An 18,874-nucleotide genomic window follows, 5' to 3' on the forward strand; every position below is an offset into this window, starting at 1 on the left:
ACCTGGATGGCCAGGCGCAGGACTTGTGACCATTCCTCGCGATCTTAACAAGTCAGTTACTTTGTACCATCAAAGTTATTGATTTTGCAGGTCTGCGGATCTACACTGTGCATCAATATGTGCATTTTTGAGGTGTTTACAATGGCAGCATTGATAGAGCGCTCAGATCAATTAATCAGCCTAACGGCTTTAACTCGACGCGGATCAGGTCACTTTGACAGCCTGGCAGAAGGGAAGAATGATCGATTTGTAGTAATGAGCAGGGCCGAGCCTGTAGCGGTGGTTTTGAATATCCATAGCTTTGAGGCAATGCTTGATGAAATGGAGCGGCTTCGTACAGAATTAATGGCGTTACACCGTATAGGGCAATCGGCCAATGACGCTATTTCTCACAATCAAATGCAACAAAGCTTGGGGTTCTGATAATGCCCCAAGCATGGACAGCGGTATACCACAGTGACGTATATAAAGATCTTCAGGCAATGGCCAAAATTGATGCCGCCAAAGCATTGAGGATCATCGAATCATCATTGATACCAGATCCTTTTAATGTCGGCATTTCTGCCGAACCAGCCCTTCAGGGCTGTCGTTTATTGAAATCCGACGAATTCCATATCCTGTACCAACTGATCGCAAGTCGTGGTCAGGTGTATGTATTGGCTATTCGTAAGGAATCGGGTTTGCCTGGCTGTGGCGGCCAGAAAGCAAAAACCCACCGGGAGGTGGGTCAATGATGTATTTGGGAAATTTGGTAAGCACTTTGGCGAGTGCGAAATGTTTCGTTGCTGTTACTAGGGTTGGCACCCTGGTTATCTTCAGTTCTTTGGTTTGGCAGACCGCGAGAACTGAGCTTTCGATGGCAGACACCCACAAAAAGAAGGAGGTATCCGCTATGTAGAACTTTCCAGTACCTAACCGCAGGGCGGTTACATCGTCCGTACATTCACCGGGCTTGTTCTACCAGGGTGTCATGCTGTTTTTGGCGAAACAGCGTGGACACGTTCCTCTATTCTAGGTAGTTCAAAGCCCCATTGCAAGTTTTGGAGTGAAAATTGGGGTTTTTTTCGTCAGGCCGACCCCCTTTAGCCGGGGGTTCTGGTGGCCGCAAGTAGCTCAACAGCTCAGCAGCAGCGATTTTTTCAGGCTGACACTGCGTTAAATCGTGTATTAAACGAAGCGCCTTATCTGTCCCGTTGCAGCGATAACAAGATTCCCGCGAAGATAAGACCCCGCGAATATGCGATCCGCTACCCGTATATGCAGGTGAACAGGCCTGGCATGGTGTCATGGCTCGTGTTCGACCTCGATCATACCAATTCATTGATATGGGATGATGAGGGGCTTCCGGCCCCGAATATCGTTGTGCGAAACCGCGATTCAGGGAGAGCGCATTTGTATTATGCGATCCCGCCGGTATGCACGTCCGAGAACGCACGCTCCAAACCCATTGCGTACATGAGGGCGGTCTATGAGGCGATGGTGGCGCGGCTTGGTGCTGACGCTGCCTATAGCGGCCCGGTCGCCAAAACGCCTGGCCATCCTTGGTGGGACACTTGGGAAATACACAACGCGGTATATGACCTGGGCGAGCTGGCCGACTATGTTGATCTGGAGTTAAAACCATTGTGGAGCACAGGGCCAAACTTCGAAAATCTTCCCCATTCACGGCATTGCATTCTGTTTGAAGAACTTCGCTTTTACGCCTACTCAATCGTTAACCGCGAACGCGAACAAAACTCCTTTAAAAATTTTATCCGTCTGCTCGAAGCCTACGCTTTCAACCACAACAATTTTAAGAACCGGGGTTTTGACATGAATTTGTCAATTTCCCAGGTAAAGGCAACGGTGAAATCGGTGTCCAGGTGGACATGGGATCGTTATACCGGAAGTAGTCGCTGCAATCGTGGGGTGATGCGGCTCGATCCTGACATGCCACTCCAGGAGAAGCAGCAGCTATCAGCAAAGCGCACTCATGAGACGCGCCAAAAGGCCACAGAATCGCGCATAAGGGCCGCAGTGCACCAGCTCTTAGAAAAGGGTTCAAGGCTGACTCAAACGGCCATAGCGGCCACTGCACGTCTATCAAGACAGACCGTTGCAAAGTATGCACAGATTATCGAAGAGATACAAAACAAACCGACCAACGTTGTACCGATGGTCGCAGCTAATGGCGGCAAACAAAATGTTAAGTATGGTGCACATCAGATACCTGCCGCTGCTATGCGGTCGGGGGTTAAAGAGAAGCCTGGCGGCCACAGCGATGGTCTATGTATATCAACTAAGCAAGGTGCAAGCCAGTTAGACCTGGATTTTGTCGGTGTGACTGATTTTATGAGGATTGCAATTATGCAATTACGGCTAATTCCGCCGCCTGATTAAGCTGTATAAAAAAATAAATAAAAAATAATTTTGTTATTTGTTGTTGATTACCGAGTTGTGGGCAGAGTGTGTAGTGAGTGTGGGCGACAGTGTGGTCAAAGTGTGAATGGGGTTTTTGCCATTCATACTTTGTCCACACGTCCCGAAGGGATCGTCCATGCTCAATGCACACGCCTCGGAGAGCTGTCCACAACATGGATCTGGCACCGTAGTTCGGATGTACTACGTTTATTGTTGAACACTATATCAAAGGAGATTTTATGTCGGCGCATGATTGGATGCTTTTAGGGTACCTGCTCTTCGTTACATTGAATGTTGTTGATCTGTTGGTGACAAAAGTTATTTTGGAGAATGGTGGCAAAGAATGGAATTTCGTTGCCCGGTTTTTTTATAAGCACATGGGTATTAAGGGAATAGCCTGGTTAAAGGTGTTCGTCCTGGCCTGGTTTGGGATACAGTATTATTTCAAGGTGCTGGATCTGTACGTGATCTTTTATCTGAACTTCATGTTTGCTGTTGTTCTGTACTTTATGTACCGGGATGCAGTTCAGGCCGGGTTGAAAGATAAGTTAAACCCAGCTCGGTTGTTCACTCGGAAATAGCCTTTTACAACTTGGGGGCACTTGCCCCCTTCCTTCCTCGCTGTATCTCTACAACCTTCCCTATCCACGACACTGGTTCTGGTTACAGTAAACCAGTGCCTGTGCTCTTGGCCGCCTCTTGCTTTCGTATGCCGGTGAAGACCCAGTTTCGCAAGCGAAATTGAATTTATTCTAGGTGTATACTTGTTTTGTATGTATAGGTATGTATAATACATACATACGATTACATACACCTGAGCGGGGTTTATTGGGATGGCTATTTCAAGAGAACAAATCATCGACGCGGCAGAGCAGTTGGCCGGTGAAGGTATCAATCCAAGTATGCAGGCGGTACGTGAGCGTCTTGGTGGCGGTTCGTTTGCAACGATCTCGCCGGTGCTCCGGGAGTGGAAAGAAAAGCGTGAAGCTACTACCGTGGCCGTCCTGGAAATGCCTTCAGATATTAAAGGTGCACTTGAACGCTTTGGTGCGGATCTTTGGAAGGCGGCTTCTGCCCTGGCGACCGCACAATTTGAAAAGTTGAAGGAAGAGAGCCGGTTTAGTATCGAGGCTGCCAATAAAGAACGTGACGAAGCCCTGGCCGAGATTGAGCGTCTTGAGGTTGACCTGTTGGCCAAAGATGAACTTGTATCATCAGCCAAGGGTGAGCTTACTCAGCTCCAGGGTGTGGCTGATGAAGAGCGCCGGAAGGTTGCAGCGTTACAACAACGCAATGATGACCTACAGGAGACGATTGCCGGCCTGAGAGACGATTTAAAGGAGAGCAAGGCAGAAGCGCGAGGTACGCTGGATAAGCTGGATCAGCTTCGCCAGGCGCAAGCTGAGTTGTCTCGCGTGAACGGCGAACTCAGTGCAACCGTGGAAGCTGGTCATAGAGAGCTGAAGGAAGTAACCGAACAGCGCAATGAATTCAAGTCTGAGATAGCACGGCTGACCAAAGTTGTTTCCGAGCTTGAGACTGAAAAAGAAAAAGCTGTAACTAATTCGCAGGTCTTGAAGACTGAGAACGCTACGCTTCAGAGCGAAGTTAGACAGCTTTCCAACCAGGTTAAGACATTGGAAGAGCAGGTAGCGCAAAACCGGAAAGTGATTGATTCGTTAACAACGAAAAGCCGTCAGAAAGCAACGCCTGGCAGCAAGCAAGCTGGGGCCAGCAAATCAGCGACCAAATCGGATAAGAAGGAGAACGAGTGATGAAAACACAGGTTGTGAGCCGTGATGAAGCGGTGGCCGAGCTGGCCACATGGGAATACAAGGGGCATCTTTATACTGAAGCGGCTGTATTGCTCAAAGTGGGGACTCAAGGGGTGATGGTCGGTATCCTGAGCTACACAGACCTTGAAACAGTTCTAATACCCGACAGCTATGCTCCGTTCTATAAAAATTACTGCCAGGCAATGAGCGCCTTTGGCGCTCTTCTCGATGAAGCTATAAAAGAATGAGGGTTTAGGAATGTCACGGCACTTTTTTAAAACGCTTGGAAGTTGAAATTGATGGTGCTGCACGTATGGGAAATATCGAGAATGAAAGCAAATTTAGTTAGTGTCGAACCTACTAAAGCTAACTTGGTAAAGTGGCTGGTAATTATTAGTGCAGTTGTTGCAGCCTATTTTGTAGGTAGCTTCTTCTGGTCGCACATTGCCAAAACGTATTTTTCTTAGCAGAGGAAAGCATGAACTCTAAATCATCAAATATGGGATGGGGATACGAATTAATCGCTGCAATTTGCATATTTGCATTAGGTATTGCGTTTGCTTTTAGCTCATTTCGCCAGGGTGATCAACTAGCTGTAGCGGCTTACAAACCTAATCCCGCCGGCGCAAATATATCCGCACGGCCCGGCTCAGATTAACTGACAATACGCCAGGCCACCGGCTCACTTTATTTGCCAATGGGCGCAGATTAAGAACGAGCTGGCTTACATTCATCACGCCGGGCTCACTTTAAATGCCAATAAAATATTTGAGTTTTTCCAACACGTCCCGCGTCATTTTGTCCATCTCAAATAGCCTTTCCATCGTTTCGAGCAGCTGTGTTTCAGTGTCCGGATGGGTGTTGTCAGCCAACCAACGTTCACACTGCTGCTGAAACAGGCTCAACGTTTCAAGCTGGTTGGTATAGGCCCGTTCCATCCTGGCCAGTTCATGGCCATCAAGCAAAAATGGGTTGTGCTTTGCATGCTCCAGATTCAGCCGCTGCTTTTGCGTACTCTGGTGCACCTCGTCAATCACTTGAGCCGCCAGAGGCAGCATGCTTATCGGTTGCCACTGTATGGGGTCGCTCATATCACGCCTTATATGGGTAAACCTGCTTCCCGCAAGTCCTGGGTAATGTCTTTGGCCCGGTTGACATCCAGCTCACCTTTAAAGAACCGGCGTATTTCTGCCAGTTTATAATTGAACTGCTCTACCAGCACTTTATCAGTGTAGCCATGCCGGATAAGCCGCGGCTCTATATCATCTATCCGTTTGGACAGCGTGGTTTCAAGTACATCAATTGTGATCGGTTTAATGCCGGCAACGAAGCCTTCCATTAATGCCATCGTCAAATGCTGTTCTATCTGTAGTGGCGTTGTCAGCCGCTCTACCAGGTAATCTATGGCTTGCTCTTCTATAATGTCCGTTGGCTTCACTTTACCGTTGCTGCAGTTATCGAGTAACCACAGTACATACTCCCGCATACTGCCCTGAAGGCTATCGAGGGATATGATGGTGGTCCGGTACCCAACTTCTTCCATCGTCGGCCCCTTCAAGTCATTACGCAGTTTCGGGTGACCGGCAAGAATAATGGACAGTTTACCACCACCGTCCCGGATCACCTCCATCAGCCGTTTCAGGCCGGTCAATGTCCGGTGATGCAGATCATGGGCTTCGTCCACAAACAGCACGACCGGTTTTTTCGCGTCCTGGATCAAGTCCCGCAGTTCCCGTTCACGTTTCTCACCAAGCTTTGGTACCCGGTAGTTTTTGTCATTACTAACATCATAAAACAGAGCAGTAATTAAGGTGGTTAAGTTGGCTTTGCTTTTCTCAACTGACAGTGACTTGGCCACAATTACTTTTTTCTCTTTAACCAACTGCTCCTGCAGCCTGGACAGTGTTGTTGTTTTGCCGCTGCCGACGACACCGGACAGAGCTATCAACTGGCCCTCGGGGATCATCTTTTTCAGCTGATTGAAGATGCGGCGCTGGTTCTCTGTCTCGAAAAATTCTGCGTCACGAAAATACTTAGTCAGGCCGTAATGTTCCATAACGTCAAGTTGCATGGCTGCTATCCCTCTTTGGATTAAAGTGGTCTTTTACTCTGGCCATAACAACTGTCTTATCAAGTGTTTCGTCCAATATGGCGTCTATAAAGTCCCGGTCAGATTGTGGCAACAGTGCCAGTGGTTTACCAATATAGTCTGCAATGGCCAACTTCGCCTTCAGGGCGCTGGTATACGCCAGCTCGTTAAAGGGATCGGGATCAGTAAAGGGTATAGAAGGTAGCTTATTGGCGGGACTCAACATGGCTTTGATGGCCTGCTGTCCCTGTGTGTCGCCTTCGTCCCGTAACGACAACGACTTGGCCAGTGCTTCTAACTTATCCAGGGTTTTCTCGGCCCGGGTTTTCTTGAATTTACGGTACCGATACAGTGGCACTGGGCCACTGATCGGGTAATAAGGGCCATAACGCTGAGCATCATGTTCAACAAAGAGTTCATCGTCAAACAACCCCCACCACAACACAACCCGTTCGCCGGCTAAGTCAGAATGGATCTCATAGACAGTACCTTCGACCGGGATGCGAGCATCGATACCAACGGTACGCTGTTCCGGCTCCCTGGCAAACGTGCAAAACCGCTCCCAGCTGCACATTTCTTTAATGCCACCTGACTTTAAGTTCAGCTGCCAATCATCCATCCTGGAATGCGCTTCGTGCCGGTGCTGATGGTCGTTATACTGCTTCAGGTATTCCAACAGCCTTTGATTGGCTTCGGCCTCGTTCTTCGGCTCCCGAAGGTGATACAAAACCTCATGGCACTCTTTCACCGTCCGGAATGCCCGTTCAACTTTGCCTTTTGACCTGGCTGTTTTGCGTCGGTTAGTTTTACTGGCCGGTTCATGGATTTTAACCTCGATGCCGAGGTATGCCATGACATTGCGAAATACCCGGCTTTTAGCAATAGGGCCGTTATCCAGATAAATAGCATCCGGCATGCCGCGAAACGGAAACTCTGGATCAGCTTTGGCCGACATCGCATTAAAGAGAAACAGTAATGCACTGGCGGCATCTTCCCCGTATACACACCGGTATTCCTGGTAACACACACCGCTTCGGTCATCCACTACGCTGTAGAGCATGAGGATCGGACGACCTCTTTGTTTGTCGTACCAGATTGGCTCCTGCAGGTGTTTCAGATCAGAAGGGCTTAAATCAAACTGCCAGCACTCATTACTGTGTTGCGCCTGAAATCGGACTGCCGGCGAATCTTTTAATACCGTTTTTGGTGTGAAGTGCCACTGCAGCAAATACCGGTTAACGGTTGCTTTGTTCAGCTGGCCCGGAGCCAACTTAATAAAGCCATAGTCTGATTCGATGCCGGATGTTTCCAGTAAACGGATTGCTCCGACCGTTGAGATATGCCGCCCGTTTTTGTTCATGGTGCGAATTTTCAAAGCAGCAATAATTTCACAGTACCGCTCCATCTGTGCAGATGGCATCACTCTGGATTTGCCTAAGTCACTGCGCCGAACCGGCTTAGGCTGATACAACGTCCGCAGGTAACGGTAGAGGGTGCTTTCTGAGACACCATACAATTGAGCAGCTTGCTGCACTAAATCCCGGCGCTCAGCGCAACGCGCAGGCAATCCCTCCAATCGGCGATAGAGATCTATCAGAACTTCTTGTGCAATAGTGCGTTTAGCCGCGCTCACTCATGACCTTCTGTTTGTTGTTATAACTGCCTATCTCAACTCCCCGATGGCGTAAATATTTATAGAGTGTCGTTTTGGATATGCTCAATTTATCAGCGATCTGCTGCGCACTTAAACTGTTTTGTTTATAGAGGGCTTCAGCGGCAATTGTTATCGCTTCCGCTTCTTTGCCTAACCCTACGGGGCGGCCGCCATTTCGGCCTCTTGCCCTAGCTGCCATCAGACCTGCCCGTGTCCGCTCCCGGATCAAGTCCCGCTCAAACTCGGCTATCGAGGCAAACACATTGGTAATCAGCCGGCCCTGGGCTGTGGTGGTATCCACCGGGTCATTCAGACTTTTCAGCCCAACCTGGCGTTCGGACAGATTATTGATCAAGTCCACCAGGTGTCGCAGTGACCGGCCAAGCCGGTCCAGCTTGTAAACCACGATCACATCACCTGGCCGAAGCTGTGCCAGCATTTCATCCAACCCCGGTCGGGAAGATTTCGCGCCGGAGGCGATATCGCGGAACACCCGTTCACAGCCTTCCGCTCTGAGGGCATCTTCCTGCAGGTGGAAACTCTGCCCCTTTGTACTGATCCGGCAGTAGCCAATTTTCATGTAACATCACCAATAGTTCATTAATTATCGTGTTGAAGTATGGTTTTGAACTTTGATTACATCAACCAGTTTTGTGAACGGATTTCACTGAATAACCTCAGTCAGAAATAACAGGTCGAATTTGTTCATAAAAACGGCCGTTTATCTGAACTCAACAGTCAGACTATGCAATACTGGTCAAGGTCTGAATTTAGGGCTATACTTAGAGCTAAGTAAGTTTGTGCCAATAATCGGAGATGGAGGCAGTTATGTTACAGAAAATCTTATGTGGCTATACCACACCGATCAGTAAGTTTAAATCAAACCCTAATGCTGCTTTGGCAGAGGCTCAAGGGGATGCTATTGCTGTGTCATCAAATAACCAAATCCAGTTCTATGCGGTCCCGGCGTCACTGTTTGAAGAAATGACAGCCTTTTGTGAGTTTGCGCAACGTGGTACAACCGAGCTGGAAAGTATCCCGGCCAAGTTCACAGCAGAAGGGCTGGATATGGATAAAGTGTCTGCTGACATGGCCAAAAAAGTGAAGCAAGGTGGCAAAGGAGAGTTTGAAGAATGGCAGTGAAGCATTTACTTCTACCGCCCCCAGAAGGGCAGATTGAACCTATGATGATCTGTGAGTTCAGTGCCGCCACGGCGCAACCACCTTCATCTACTACTGTACGTTTTAATCTTGGTGAAGAAGGCCTGCGCCAGGCTGCTGAGAAAATGGCGAAGTCATTGGCCAAGAACCGAAAGGATTGATAATGGCGGTACGGATATTCACACATCAGGATTTAAAGAACTCGTTGGGCGAGCAACAAACTAAGGCATTAGTGGGTGACTTCCGCTCTTATAAAGAAGGTAAAGGGCTGCCCTCGACGTTTGGCCGCGATGTTCCATACAAGTTCACACACAATCGCTCTTACCTTGAATTGCAGCATCTGCACTTTAAGAAATCAGGCTTCCCGTTAAAACTTGTGCAGTTTAAGCGTACCAGTGGTTACGTTCTCGTGTATTGCCCCGGCTTCTTTGATAGCAATAGCTATCTGCTGATCGCTATCATCAAACACTGGGACCCAAGCAAACCCAATGATGTCAATGACACAGACCGTGATACCCGGCTAATGGATTATCTGGAAAAAATTGCAGAGGGTTTCCGGGAAAGATTTTGATATGTTGGCCGTTTTCGCAGCTATGTGGTCACTGGATGGTAAGTTGGAGTTATGGCCGTTTTGTCTTCTATGTGGTCACCACTATATTGTTGTCATTTAAAGTGAGCCCGGCGTGATGAATGTAAGCCAGCTCGTTCTTAATCTGCGCTCATTGGCAAATAAAGTGAGCCGGTGGCCTGGCGTATTGTCAGTTAATCTGAGCCGGGCCGGGCAGATGTATTTGCGCCGGCGGGATTAGGTTTGTAAGCCGCTACAACTAGCTGCTGGAGTGATGGCCATAGGCAGCCTTGTGCCGCTGCTTTTGTCTTTAGGGTTGTTAAAGTTCAACTGGCCAAAAACGTCGAATAAGTGATACAGGAACCCTTAGAATGACAGCACAGCAATTGGCCGCTTTACTGGGCCAACCAATCGTGAAAGTTGAGCAGGCTCTGGCGTCTCTCCGCGCTAAAGGCCTTGTTGAAACCAGCAAAATGGTTAGTAAATAGGAAACCCGACATGAAAAACACAACTTTTAAAGAGTTTGTTCCAGGGAAAAGCGCTGCATATAACGCCGGTTGGGAGTCGTTTTTCATCGACCGAGCACTGGATGATAACCCGCACTCAGCCGGTACAGAATATCACAAAGATTGGGCAGACGGCTTTGCCGCAGCTCAGGCCAGTAGCAAAAACTGATATAGGACACATCGAGAATGAAAGCAAATAGTCACAATTATCTATCGTTGCGAGGAATAAAAACTGTGAACAATCCAACTAGCATTAAATCAGAAAGGGTCGATTTCCAAATAACCATTGCTGGCATCCCTATCCCTGCTGTAATTGCTCTTATAGCTGTACCATTTTTACTCAGTTATTATCTGTATCCGGCAACAGTCGTGTACTTTCTTGTGTTGCTTCCTATAGCTTACGCAATCCGAATTAAAACCCAAAAGGATTTTCCACTCACAGTGAAAGCAGACCTTGGCGGCCCTATGCCCACAACGGTAGCTATAAAAGGATTACCAGCGTCGTTCAAAGAAGACATTGAAAATGCCATTGCTGGAAACAAGCTAGTGGTCATTGGTCTACCCAAGCAACATAAATTCAACTTCCTAAAAACTGTCTTGTCTAAATATATCTACACACGTGCCGGATTCTGTGAATTCGCTCACTCAGAAAACTTTTCGATGTCATTTCGTCCATTAGATAAAAAGGCTTTACTGCTTAGCTACCATTCAAAACAGTCATTGCAAGACGCGATAAGTATTATGTTGAAACGAGGCTGGCAAATTGAAGGTTCACAGTCCACAGAGTCAAATCTGATTAGTAGGGTATATACGCAGACAATGGTTTATAACCCGAGCGCAGCTTCGGTAGAGTAGGAATCCACTTACAACGCTAAATGTTACTGGTACAAATTAGCGTTGTAATTCACAAGAGGTAGATTAGAACGGCCTTGTTTTGACATTCCAGACCATTTTATTTCTATGCCTTGGGTGCGGTACCTGCTTTGCATTGTCTTCAGCAATAAGTACCGGCCCTTTCAATCCATTGTCTTCTGTATAGAATACGTCCCCTTTTTTTACCTCGCTCATTGCGCACGTTTCCCAGGTCATTAGATCGTGATCTTTAATTCGTTTAACCGCCATTTAAGCCCCCTGCTCTATCGTTGGCTTGCCGTCTAAGTCATTGATGAATTTATGGCATCCTTTTTCATGCGACTGAGTTTGGTGAACCCAAAAATGAAATTCCTTAGCCTGTGAGTAGCGGCGGATAACCGGTTTGCCACAGCCAGGACATTCGCAAGATTGATCTTTTACCACTACTGGTATGCCATCTTCATCCTTGATGAACTTCACACAGTTTTTTGCGTGCTTCTCGTTAGTGTGCACCCAAAAATATTCGTCATCAGTGTCTTTCTTTTTCAGGCGCTTAATTTCATTGCCGCAACCTGGACAGTCCATTACCGGGGAATCATACTTCTCCCGGTAAACGGGTATACCATTATCATCATCCAGGAAGTCCTCACAGCCGTGTTCCTCTTCCATATGAACCCAGAAGTGCCCTACCCCTTTCTTTTTCGACTTCAAGCGTTTAACTGCCTTCCCGCATTGTGGGCAGTCCGCCGTTTCAACCAGGGAATCAATTTTTATGTTCTTCGCTTCGCTTGTTATTGAGGAATATACCGATTTAACTAACTGGAAGTAATTTGATTGGCCCGCTGCTATTTTATCCAGGTGACTTTCCAAAATGCGGGTATAGTCGAGGTTCATAAAGGTCATAGCGTCCAAGGCATCGACCAGCATTTCGCCAGTTTCTGTTGGTCTAATCTTGTTGTCAGATTTCTTTTTGCCATCACCAATGATGATGTATCCACGGCTCTTGATGTTCTCCATGATACTGGCATAGGTTGATGGACGCCCTATTCCTAATTTTTCGAGTGCCTTTATCAGCGTTGCTTCGGTAAATCTTGATGGCGGCTCCGTCGATTTCGTTAGAAGATTAGTTTCTACATCGAACTCTTCTCCTTCTTCAGCCGTTGCTGGAAGCTCATTATCGTTTGATCCAGGCTTTTCTATTTCCGCAATAACTCGCCAACCAGGATATTTTTGCACTTTACCTGATACGGTGAATTTCGCTTGCGAAACTACTTCACCAGCGGTGATTTCATCGACCGTTGTGAACTCGATACTGGTTACAATATCGACAGCAGGAGGCATTACGCTTGCCAGCGTTCTTTCACGAATGAGTTGATACAGTTTACGTTGCTGTTCCGTTTCTCCGCAGTTCTCGACTGCTGGATCTGTTGGCCGGATAGCTTCATGCGCTTCTTGCGCTGATTCTTTGGTTGCCCACTTCAATTGAGTTTGTTGAGTGTCTTTACCAATACTGGTCAGAAACTCTTTTACCAGGCAAAACGCATCCTCAGACAGATTTGGGGTGTCAGTTCTATGATAAGAGATTGCACCTTGTTCAAAGAGGGCTTGTGCGTACTTCATTGTGTTTGCGGGCGTGAACTTCAGGATGCTTGATGCGGCCTGCTGCAAGGTAGATGTGGTGAAAGGTGCGCGGGGTTTTGCTTCCTTTTCTTCTACGACAGATTTGCTGACAAAAACCTTATTTGCTTCGGCAATTGCTTCAGCAACTGCTTTATCAAAAATGTGTTTACCATCTTCACACCATCCCTTTGCATCTAATGTCGCCGTTAATCCATTAGCCAGGTGAATTTCAACTACATAGTAGTTTCGCTTGCGAAACTCTCTTATCTCACGCTCCCGTAGAACGGTTAGTTTCACTGCTGGCGATTGTACACGACCCGCGCTTAGCGGAATTCCCGCTTGTTGTGTGAGTAGGGGGCTGATGTGATAGCCTACGATCCGGTCAAGGACTCGGCGGGATTCTTGAGCCGATACCAAGTTGTTATCAATCATCCTGGTGTTCTGGATGGCCTTTGAGATTGCAGACTTTGTAATTTCAGTGAACGTCACCCGCTTCGGATTAGTAAGGCCAAGACACATTTTCAGGTGAAATGCGATGGCTTCACCTTCCCGGTCAGGGTCTGTTGCCAGGTAAACCTCGCTGGCACCACTAGCCAGGCTTTTGAGGTCGCTGACCACCTTTTTCTTGTCTGGACTCACAACATACTTTGGCTTGAAGTCAGGAGGCTCTACACCCATTTCCTTGTCTGGTAGGTCACGAATGTGGCCTACGCTGGCTGATACTCGCCAGCCATCACCAAGGTAGCCCTTAATCTTCTTCACTTTGTTAGGGCTTTCTACGATCATTAGTTTCATTTTAACCTTTCCCGTATCGTTTTGACCTATTTTGATTTATCATAGTAATACATTTTGAATTCTGTGTCTTGTGATCGTTGCCCTGTATAATCGGGGCCAGCTTAAACCGATTTCGCAAGCGAAATTAAAACCTCAAGGGACGTAACAATGGAAAAACTACAGCAACTAAAACTATCAGATTTGGTGCCTGACCCGAATCAGCCACGTAAAGATTTTGACCCTGAAAAACTGGAAGAACTAGCAAGTAGCATTGCTGCTGTAGGTGTTATTCAGCCTATCCGGGTGCGGCGTAACCCGGATGGCCAGCCTGCTTATATGATCATTGCTGGTGAAAGGCGCTGGCAAGCGTCCAAAAAAGCAGGTAAAGAAACCATACCGGCAGTCATTGTGGAGGATGAAGAAGCACTTACAGATGATGCAATCTACGCCCACCAGTTAACAGAGAACTTACACCGCCAGGATTTAAACCCGGTAGAGAAGGCTGAATTTATAAATGGGCGCATCGAGTACCTGAAGAGCCAAGGAATTACAAACGCCATCGAACAAGCTGCACAAGAGCTGGGTGTCACGCCGTCCTGGGTAAGTAAGAATACAGCGATTCTTAAATACGAGCCTGAGATCCGTGCACTGGCCAGAGACGGAAAACTCCGTGATTACACGTTGCTCAAAAAGATTTCAGGGCTTCGCTCGGATAAGAAGCAACAGGCAATTGACTTGATAGAGCGTGGTGAATTTAACGCGAAGGAGTTCTTTGCGCGAAAAAGATATGACAAAAAGCCGAAGCAAGAAGACCCGTCTGAGGAATCAGTTTCGCAAGCGAAATCTGATCCAGAGGCCAAACAGAAGCCAGCAGCCCTGAGAATCTTATTCACGTCAGATGAGCTGGTTAAGTTGATTGATAAAACCGGCTATTCTTCCATGCTGGATAGGCATGACCCGGATTGGCGGGTAGCTAATCCGGCTATCATGAAAAGTTACGCAGAGAAGTTTAAAGAATGGGTGTTGGAAACTGAATGAAATTTTTGCGCAAAATAATCCGAGTAATACTTATGCTTGGCTTTGCATTGATGGTATGGATGATTGTGATGGAATTCCTTGAGCAGCACCTTCAAAACATCCCTAAGACAGCCACGCAACAGGAAATAAAAAAGGGGGCTTAGCCCCCTTTTTTATTTGTCTTCATCTTCTTCAAGATCATTAAGAAGACTCATTGTTTTATCGTCACTTTTCAGATTAAGCCCACCGAAGTCCATTGCAAAATCATCTGGCAGTTCAACGACAGCTTTTGCCTTTTCAGCTTCAGGTTTCGCTTGCGAAACTGACTTTTCTTCAGGCGCGGCATTTTCTGTTTCAGCTTGCTTTTTGGCTTTTTGTTTCGCCTTTCTTGCGCGATTCTTTTCACGTTTTTTGGCGGCTTCATCCGAGTCTTTACTGCTGTCGTCTTCGGGTTCGTCCAGTTGCGCCGGGGTAGGTTCTACCGATGAATCTGGCTTATTCTCTTCCTCGCTTACTTGCTTCGGTTTTCCGGCAGGTTTTGTTGGAGAGGATTCGTTCGGTTTAGCCTTATCCGATTCTTGGTCTTCAAAAAATTCAGGATTGTCGATACCTTTAGTTGACTCTGGCCTACTATCTTTATCGGCGGCCTTTTTACCTCTGAACTGGACGACATTATCATCCTTTTTACTTTTACCGTCTTCTTCATCTGAAGGCTTTTTGTTTTCTGGTTTCGCTTGCGAAACTGGTTTTTCCTCTTTTTTCTTAGGGGCAGAGAATTCTTCAGGAACGGTATCAATACCTGTGCTTTCCTGCGGTTCGTCGTCACTGACGTTGGCCGGTTGAGTTGGAGGGGTGTATACCTTTTCCTTATGCTCCAGGTATTCGTCAAGAGCCTTCATATCCTTCACTGGAACGAATGAGCTAAAGCATATTGATGCCAGGTGTCGTGGTTGAACAAACACACAGACCCTTGGGGGGAGGGTAAGCACCATATTGGTGTTGATGTAATTTTCTTCCTGTGCGCCAACAAATCGTTGGTTGTCCCACGTCTCGCCACCAGTATTGCTAATGTCGGTTTTTTCCATCCTGGTAACTTCCTTGATGATGGTGCCGGAGAGGTTAGCTGCCCATTCTGCCGTCTCGAAGTCAGCACCACCATAAACCGCCTTTATCTGCGAGTTCACATTGATACTCTGGTGAACATACTTCGGATTCACCGATTTATCGTCAATGTTGAGCAAGTCGTTCTGAGATTGGTATGCCAGAACGAAATTAACACGGAAGCCCACTGCCGTAGCAAGCGCTTGGGCAAGCGTCTTGGATGCCAAGAAGCTCACTTCGTCAATGACTGCGGTCAAGTGGGTTTTGCGCTCTTTATCCAGGCGGCGAGCTTCTTGGATAAGCTCAGCGATAAATATCTTTGTTGCAGTCTTAACTACGGAATCGTCCAGGCTGCCTTGCACATAGACAACAGCTCCTTCTTTCAGCGCCTTCTCAATGCTAAAGCCGCTACCCTTTTTCGGGCAGAGGCTTTCGATGTTTGACCATCTGGCAAGCTCTGCATTGATGCGGTTTGCATCCGTTTCTTCCATAAGCCTTTTCAAAACTTCAACCTGGCGAGTCTGACGAAACGCCTTTTCCAGCTCTTTCCGCTCCTGTGACTTGTAGTAGTCGGTACCGGGGTCGCCGGTGAAGTCCAGACCGAAAGCAGTCTCAAGGCGCGTCAGTCCGTCCCGATCTGTCCCGCCTGCAAACGGTGCCCATTTGCCTATGCCATCGTCGTGGAGTGTCAAATAATAGAATTTTCGACCAGTAGCCTTGCAGGCCTGGTACATGACATGCGGAGCGAACTTGTCTTTTTTGGGATCAATATAGAACAGGCAGTCGCCACGGCGAATTGCCTGATCCATAAGCCCACCCATGATAACGCCTTTACCGTACCGAGTAGGGCCAATCACCTGCATGTTTGTTTCGTACCAGGTGTCAGCCGGAATATGAATCGGTTTATCTTCTTCGCTAAGGCCAACCAAGATGGCGTCTTTTTTATAGTATTTCGACGGCAGGAAATCCTTAACGTTGAACCGGCTTGCTTCAAGGCGGATATCCGTAGGCGTATCGTCTGTTTGTGTGTTACGTAGTTTGCGAAGTATTCCTGACCAGGCAGGAAGCGCATACCGCAATAGCATAAAGCGTAACATCCAGCCGGAAGTGGCTGAGGCAAACAGAGTAAACCAATTTTGAACGGCGAGATTCAGGAACCACTGAAGCCAGACCTGCTGGCTATCGGCCAACTGCTTCTGAGTGGTCATGTCGTACAGGTACAACATTATGAAAGGCAGCAGGAGCAATATTGCTCCAAGCCACAAGATCGCTTTTCGTATCCAGACGAAAACGATCTGGTGGAACGGCTGCTCATGGTGAGTGCTCAGGGGAGCCATGCTAATGAGGCAGCCTATGAATACGATGCCAGCCCAAACAGGCCACCAGTAATCATTCGTCCATTCCATCATTGCATAATTCACCTGGCCGAACCAGTTGAGTACGGCGTACTCAGGTTGTGATGTTGGCATTTCTGTTTGTCCTCGCATTTGCGTAGCGGCCTGGCCGGTCTTTTCCGACCGGAAAAAAGGCCGCTACATACACCTTTTTACCATCATTTTCTAGCACAATATTATCATCAATCTTTATTGAGTGTAAGTTTGATGATAGAATTGACTGTGTTTTTGATGGTAAAAAGAGGTTCAGCACAATGCAAAACGCTGTTGCGTGCCCTGCATCATGCTTCACTGATGGCACACCAGGCGGGAGCGCCGCCAGGTGCGCTAGGCTACGCCTCTTTGACTTAAAGCCCTTCTGGACGGCGGGCTTACGTCAAATTCACCATTGCACGCGGGGGAGCGCCCCGCTTAGCAATAGGGACAAGTCCCTCTTGCCGCACTATGCTCGCTGGACGCGAGCGCCGTTTGCAATTCACCCTGCCGCCGTCTTCGGCTCAGTCGTGACCGACCGAGCCTTGACCCCCCGCTTTGCGGGGCTTCGTCCCTACGCTTCGCTTCTGTCCTCGTCGCTACATAGCCGTTTGGCTATGTGCGATTGGGCTGGACGCCCAACCACCGAAAGCGGGGGGTCAAGGCTCGTTGTCACTCCCCTCGACGGCGGCAGGCCGCACAGGACAGGGATGCCTTGGGGCACCGCTTCGCTTCCCTGTCCTTCAGGCGAGCGTTGGCGCTCACCTGTCGTCCTTTCGGTGTTAAGCCGCCTCGCTAGGGCGAGACTGCTTAACAGTTCCTGTCTTCGGCTGAACGCCTTCGACTGGAACCGCATCGGCCAACGCGCCGTGGGCGGCGCTTTTGGCCTGGCTCACGCGGGGGGCGTGAGCCAGCGCCGGGGTTCCGGTCGCCGGGGCGACCTCCGAACCTGCTGGCTTGCTGAACGCAATGCCAGCGGGTTCGGCATCCGCAACCTGAACGGTTGCTGCCGTGTGACGCCTGCATCTTGTCAGCAGGCAACACGGCTTTGCGTTTGCTTAAGCAAACGCTGTCAGCGCTTCGAGCATCGTAGTTACTCTGATGCTCCGAAGTGGCTGCAAGAACGCATGGCGAATGCCACAGCATTCGCTGATAGTAACGGCACTTCGCTTGGCGCGTTGTGCTGTCGTTTAACCGATTTAAGGACGTTGTGCCTATGTTGATTGAGAAGCGAGATACAAGCCTCAAATACCCGAAGGCAATAAAAGAAGAAAAGACGCGGCTTGTACTCGATTGGCTTCTTGAGTTCCGTTTTTCTTCCATTGATCTATTGGCTAAGCGAATTGGCAGTAACGCAGTGAATGCCAATCGCTTCTTCAATGCACTTTTGTCTGACGGCGTAATCCAGTCATTCAAGAACGTGCACACGAAAAACGAACGTTATGTGATGCTAACCAGTGCAGGCCTTGCTTATCTCGAAGTGCAGGGTAGGGACATATCGAAGGCAACGACCAGGGTTCAGCACCTTGGCCGATATTCACACATTATCCATGACATGGCGGTTCAGTACGCTGTACTGAACCGCCTTGACCAGTTTGAAGAGGTTATATGGGATAGGCACATTGATTTACCCGAGCACCAGGAGAAGCCGGATGTAATCATGAGATCGCCCAGGGGGTATTGGGTTGCACTTGAGTATGAACGCTGGCGTAAGGATACCAAGCGCATCTATATCAGTTTTATGAACCACTCGGCGGCCCTGGAGGCAAAGCTGTACGCAGGGGTGTTTTACCTCTTTGATCGGGCCGCCGATCACCTTCACTACAAGAAGCTATTTGATGCTGAAGAATGGCCTCGTTACAAGCGTGAACGGAAGTCTGGTCGAATCAAGCACCTTGATTCGACCTTCAAACCGGATGACGTAAAGAATTTGCGGAAATGTTTTGTTTTTTTACATGAGCCAGTTGAACAGCAATAAAGCTTGCGTTAT

Annotated in this window: 20 protein-coding genes; 13 read left to right on the forward strand and 7 right to left on the reverse strand. The window is 48.2% G+C overall.

All coding sequences use genetic code 11. The features are described from left to right. The first annotated feature begins 141 nt into the window (after positions 1 to 141). From ACRCA4_RS12390 to ACRCA4_RS12415, 6 genes are all read left to right on the forward strand, one after another. Positions 142 to 423, forward strand: coding sequence for a hypothetical protein (locus tag ACRCA4_RS12390; protein WP_433189041.1), 282 nt, complete (start codon positions 142 to 144; stop codon positions 421 to 423). A 59-nt stretch (positions 424 to 482) separates the two neighbouring features. Beyond that, positions 483 to 734, forward strand: coding sequence for a hypothetical protein (locus ACRCA4_RS12395; RefSeq protein ID WP_433189044.1), 252 nt, complete (start codon positions 483 to 485; stop codon positions 732 to 734). A 364-nt stretch (positions 735 to 1,098) separates the two neighbouring features. Next, the gene (locus ACRCA4_RS12400; protein ID WP_433189047.1) at positions 1,099 to 2,379 is read left to right on the forward strand and encodes a replication initiation protein; all 1,281 of its coding nucleotides are present in this window, start codon (positions 1,099 to 1,101) and stop codon (positions 2,377 to 2,379) included. 260 nt (positions 2,380 to 2,639) lie between these two features. Next, positions 2,640 to 2,981 (forward strand): DUF5658 family protein, encoded by a 342-nt coding sequence (locus tag ACRCA4_RS12405; protein WP_433189050.1) that lies wholly within the window; start codon positions 2,640 to 2,642, stop codon positions 2,979 to 2,981. 252 nt (positions 2,982 to 3,233) lie between these two features. Continuing rightward, a complete protein-coding gene (locus ACRCA4_RS12410) occupies positions 3,234 to 4,175 on the forward strand; it encodes a DNA-binding protein (RefSeq protein ID WP_433189053.1) in 942 nt (313 codons plus the stop codon). Next, complete coding sequence (locus ACRCA4_RS12415; RefSeq protein WP_348700917.1) at positions 4,175 to 4,423, forward strand: hypothetical protein; 249 nt, start codon at positions 4,175 to 4,177, stop codon at positions 4,421 to 4,423. The genes ACRCA4_RS12410 and ACRCA4_RS12415 overlap by 1 nt, the downstream gene beginning before the upstream one ends. Positions 4,424 to 4,924: 501 nt before the next feature. Here ACRCA4_RS12415 and ACRCA4_RS12420 read toward each other — a convergent pair. Genes ACRCA4_RS12420 through ACRCA4_RS12435 form a run of 4 tightly spaced genes read right to left on the reverse strand, consistent with a single transcriptional unit; the run spans position 4,925 to position 8,498 of the window. Next, on the reverse strand, positions 4,925 to 5,266 hold the full coding sequence (locus tag ACRCA4_RS12420; RefSeq protein WP_433189057.1) for a hypothetical protein: 342 nt from the start codon (positions 5,264 to 5,266) through the stop codon (positions 4,925 to 4,927). Between the two features lie 8 nt (positions 5,267 to 5,274). Next, positions 5,275 to 6,246: an ExeA family protein gene (locus ACRCA4_RS12425; RefSeq protein ID WP_433189060.1), complete on the reverse strand. Its 972-nt coding sequence runs from the start codon at positions 6,244 to 6,246 to the stop codon at positions 5,275 to 5,277. Next, positions 6,236 to 7,876, reverse strand: a complete 1,641-nt coding sequence (locus ACRCA4_RS12430) for a helix-turn-helix domain-containing protein (protein ID WP_433189215.1) — start codon at positions 7,874 to 7,876, stop codon at positions 6,236 to 6,238. Before ACRCA4_RS12430 ends, ACRCA4_RS12425 begins: the two co-directional genes overlap by 11 nt. 7 nt (positions 7,877 to 7,883) lie before the next feature. Beyond that, positions 7,884 to 8,498, reverse strand: coding sequence for a recombinase family protein (locus ACRCA4_RS12435; protein ID WP_433189063.1), 615 nt, complete (start codon positions 8,496 to 8,498; stop codon positions 7,884 to 7,886). A gap of 248 nt (positions 8,499 to 8,746) precedes the next feature. On the opposite strand from ACRCA4_RS12435, the gene ACRCA4_RS12440 reads away from it, so the two are divergent. The 5 genes from ACRCA4_RS12440 (at position 8,747) to ACRCA4_RS12460 (ending at position 11,008) form a co-directional block, all read left to right on the forward strand. Then, a complete protein-coding gene (locus tag ACRCA4_RS12440; protein ID WP_433189066.1) occupies positions 8,747 to 9,061 on the forward strand; it encodes a hypothetical protein in 315 nt (104 codons plus the stop codon). Beyond that, positions 9,052 to 9,240 carry a hypothetical protein gene (locus ACRCA4_RS12445; protein ID WP_433189069.1) on the forward strand — a complete coding sequence of 63 codons (189 nt, stop codon included), beginning with the start codon at positions 9,052 to 9,054 and terminating at the stop codon, positions 9,238 to 9,240. The genes ACRCA4_RS12440 and ACRCA4_RS12445 overlap by 10 nt, the downstream gene beginning before the upstream one ends. Positions 9,241 to 9,242: 2 nt before the next feature. Next, positions 9,243 to 9,650 carry a type II toxin-antitoxin system YafO family toxin gene (locus ACRCA4_RS12450; RefSeq protein WP_433189072.1) on the forward strand — a complete coding sequence of 136 codons (408 nt, stop codon included), beginning with the start codon at positions 9,243 to 9,245 and terminating at the stop codon, positions 9,648 to 9,650. Positions 9,651 to 10,145: 495 nt separating this feature from the next. Continuing rightward, positions 10,146 to 10,322, forward strand: coding sequence for a hypothetical protein (locus tag ACRCA4_RS12455; protein WP_433189075.1), 177 nt, complete (start codon positions 10,146 to 10,148; stop codon positions 10,320 to 10,322). A gap of 17 nt (positions 10,323 to 10,339) precedes the next feature. Beyond that, complete coding sequence (locus tag ACRCA4_RS12460) at positions 10,340 to 11,008, forward strand: hypothetical protein (RefSeq protein ID WP_433189078.1); 669 nt, start codon at positions 10,340 to 10,342, stop codon at positions 11,006 to 11,008. A gap of 63 nt (positions 11,009 to 11,071) precedes the next feature. Here ACRCA4_RS12460 and ACRCA4_RS12465 read toward each other — a convergent pair whose 3' ends face one another. Together ACRCA4_RS12465 and topA are read right to left on the reverse strand one after the other, a co-directional pair. Continuing rightward, entirely contained in the window at positions 11,072 to 11,275 is a 204-nt protein-coding gene (locus tag ACRCA4_RS12465) for a hypothetical protein (RefSeq protein ID WP_433189081.1), read from the reverse strand. Next, entirely contained in the window at positions 11,276 to 13,420 is a 2,145-nt protein-coding gene (gene topA / locus ACRCA4_RS12470) for a type I DNA topoisomerase (RefSeq protein WP_433189084.1), read from the reverse strand. A gap of 147 nt (positions 13,421 to 13,567) precedes the next feature. Between topA and ACRCA4_RS12475 the strand changes: the two genes are divergently transcribed. Further along, entirely contained in the window at positions 13,568 to 14,437 is an 870-nt protein-coding gene (locus ACRCA4_RS12475) for a ParB/RepB/Spo0J family partition protein (RefSeq protein WP_433189087.1), read from the forward strand. A gap of 152 nt (positions 14,438 to 14,589) precedes the next feature. On the opposite strand, the gene ACRCA4_RS12480 is transcribed toward ACRCA4_RS12475, so the two are convergent. Next, positions 14,590 to 16,986 carry a TraM recognition domain-containing protein gene (locus ACRCA4_RS12480; RefSeq protein WP_433189090.1) on the reverse strand — a complete coding sequence of 799 codons (2,397 nt, stop codon included), beginning with the start codon at positions 16,984 to 16,986 and terminating at the stop codon, positions 14,590 to 14,592. A 1,114-nt stretch (positions 16,987 to 18,100) separates the two neighbouring features. Here ACRCA4_RS12480 and ACRCA4_RS12485 point away from each other — a divergent pair. Further along, positions 18,101 to 18,862 (forward strand): hypothetical protein, encoded by a 762-nt coding sequence (locus tag ACRCA4_RS12485; RefSeq protein ID WP_433189093.1) that lies wholly within the window; start codon positions 18,101 to 18,103, stop codon positions 18,860 to 18,862. The last annotated feature ends 12 nt before the right edge of the window (positions 18,863 to 18,874 follow it).

The sequence above is a fragment of the Rheinheimera sp. WS51 genome, assembly GCF_050936095.1.
In the GTDB taxonomy this organism is placed as follows: domain Bacteria; phylum Pseudomonadota; class Gammaproteobacteria; order Enterobacterales; family Alteromonadaceae; genus Alishewanella.

Bases quoted from the DNA above. Each gene is read 5' to 3' on its own strand.
- ACRCA4_RS12390 (WP_433189041.1), top strand. From the start codon at position 142: ATGGCAGCATTGATAGAGCGCTCAGATCAATTAATCAGCCTAACGGCT.
- ACRCA4_RS12395 (WP_433189044.1), top strand. From the start codon at position 483: ATGGCCAAAATTGATGCCGCCAAAGCATTGAGGATCATCGAATCATCA.
- ACRCA4_RS12405 (WP_433189050.1), top strand. From the start codon at position 2,640: ATGTCGGCGCATGATTGGATGCTTTTAGGGTACCTGCTCTTCGTTACA.
- ACRCA4_RS12410 (WP_433189053.1), top strand. From the start codon at position 3,234: ATGGCTATTTCAAGAGAACAAATCATCGACGCGGCAGAGCAGTTGGCC.
- ACRCA4_RS12415 (WP_348700917.1), top strand. From the start codon at position 4,175: ATGAAAACACAGGTTGTGAGCCGTGATGAAGCGGTGGCCGAGCTGGCC.
- ACRCA4_RS12420 (WP_433189057.1), bottom strand. From the start codon at position 5,266: ATGAGCGACCCCATACAGTGGCAACCGATAAGCATGCTGCCTCTGGCG.
- ACRCA4_RS12425 (WP_433189060.1), bottom strand. From the start codon at position 6,246: ATGCAACTTGACGTTATGGAACATTACGGCCTGACTAAGTATTTTCGT.
- ACRCA4_RS12435 (WP_433189063.1), bottom strand. From the start codon at position 8,498: ATGAAAATTGGCTACTGCCGGATCAGTACAAAGGGGCAGAGTTTCCAC.
- ACRCA4_RS12440 (WP_433189066.1), top strand. From the start codon at position 8,747: ATGTTACAGAAAATCTTATGTGGCTATACCACACCGATCAGTAAGTTT.
- ACRCA4_RS12445 (WP_433189069.1), top strand. From the start codon at position 9,052: ATGGCAGTGAAGCATTTACTTCTACCGCCCCCAGAAGGGCAGATTGAA.
- ACRCA4_RS12450 (WP_433189072.1), top strand. From the start codon at position 9,243: ATGGCGGTACGGATATTCACACATCAGGATTTAAAGAACTCGTTGGGC.
- ACRCA4_RS12455 (WP_433189075.1), top strand. From the start codon at position 10,146: ATGAAAAACACAACTTTTAAAGAGTTTGTTCCAGGGAAAAGCGCTGCA.
- ACRCA4_RS12460 (WP_433189078.1), top strand. From the start codon at position 10,340: ATGAAAGCAAATAGTCACAATTATCTATCGTTGCGAGGAATAAAAACT.
- ACRCA4_RS12465 (WP_433189081.1), bottom strand. From the start codon at position 11,275: ATGGCGGTTAAACGAATTAAAGATCACGATCTAATGACCTGGGAAACG.
- topA (WP_433189084.1), bottom strand. From the start codon at position 13,420: ATGAAACTAATGATCGTAGAAAGCCCTAACAAAGTGAAGAAGATTAAG.
- ACRCA4_RS12475 (WP_433189087.1), top strand. From the start codon at position 13,568: ATGGAAAAACTACAGCAACTAAAACTATCAGATTTGGTGCCTGACCCG.
- ACRCA4_RS12480 (WP_433189090.1), bottom strand. From the start codon at position 16,986: ATGCCAACATCACAACCTGAGTACGCCGTACTCAACTGGTTCGGCCAG.
- ACRCA4_RS12485 (WP_433189093.1), top strand. From the start codon at position 18,101: ATGTTGATTGAGAAGCGAGATACAAGCCTCAAATACCCGAAGGCAATA.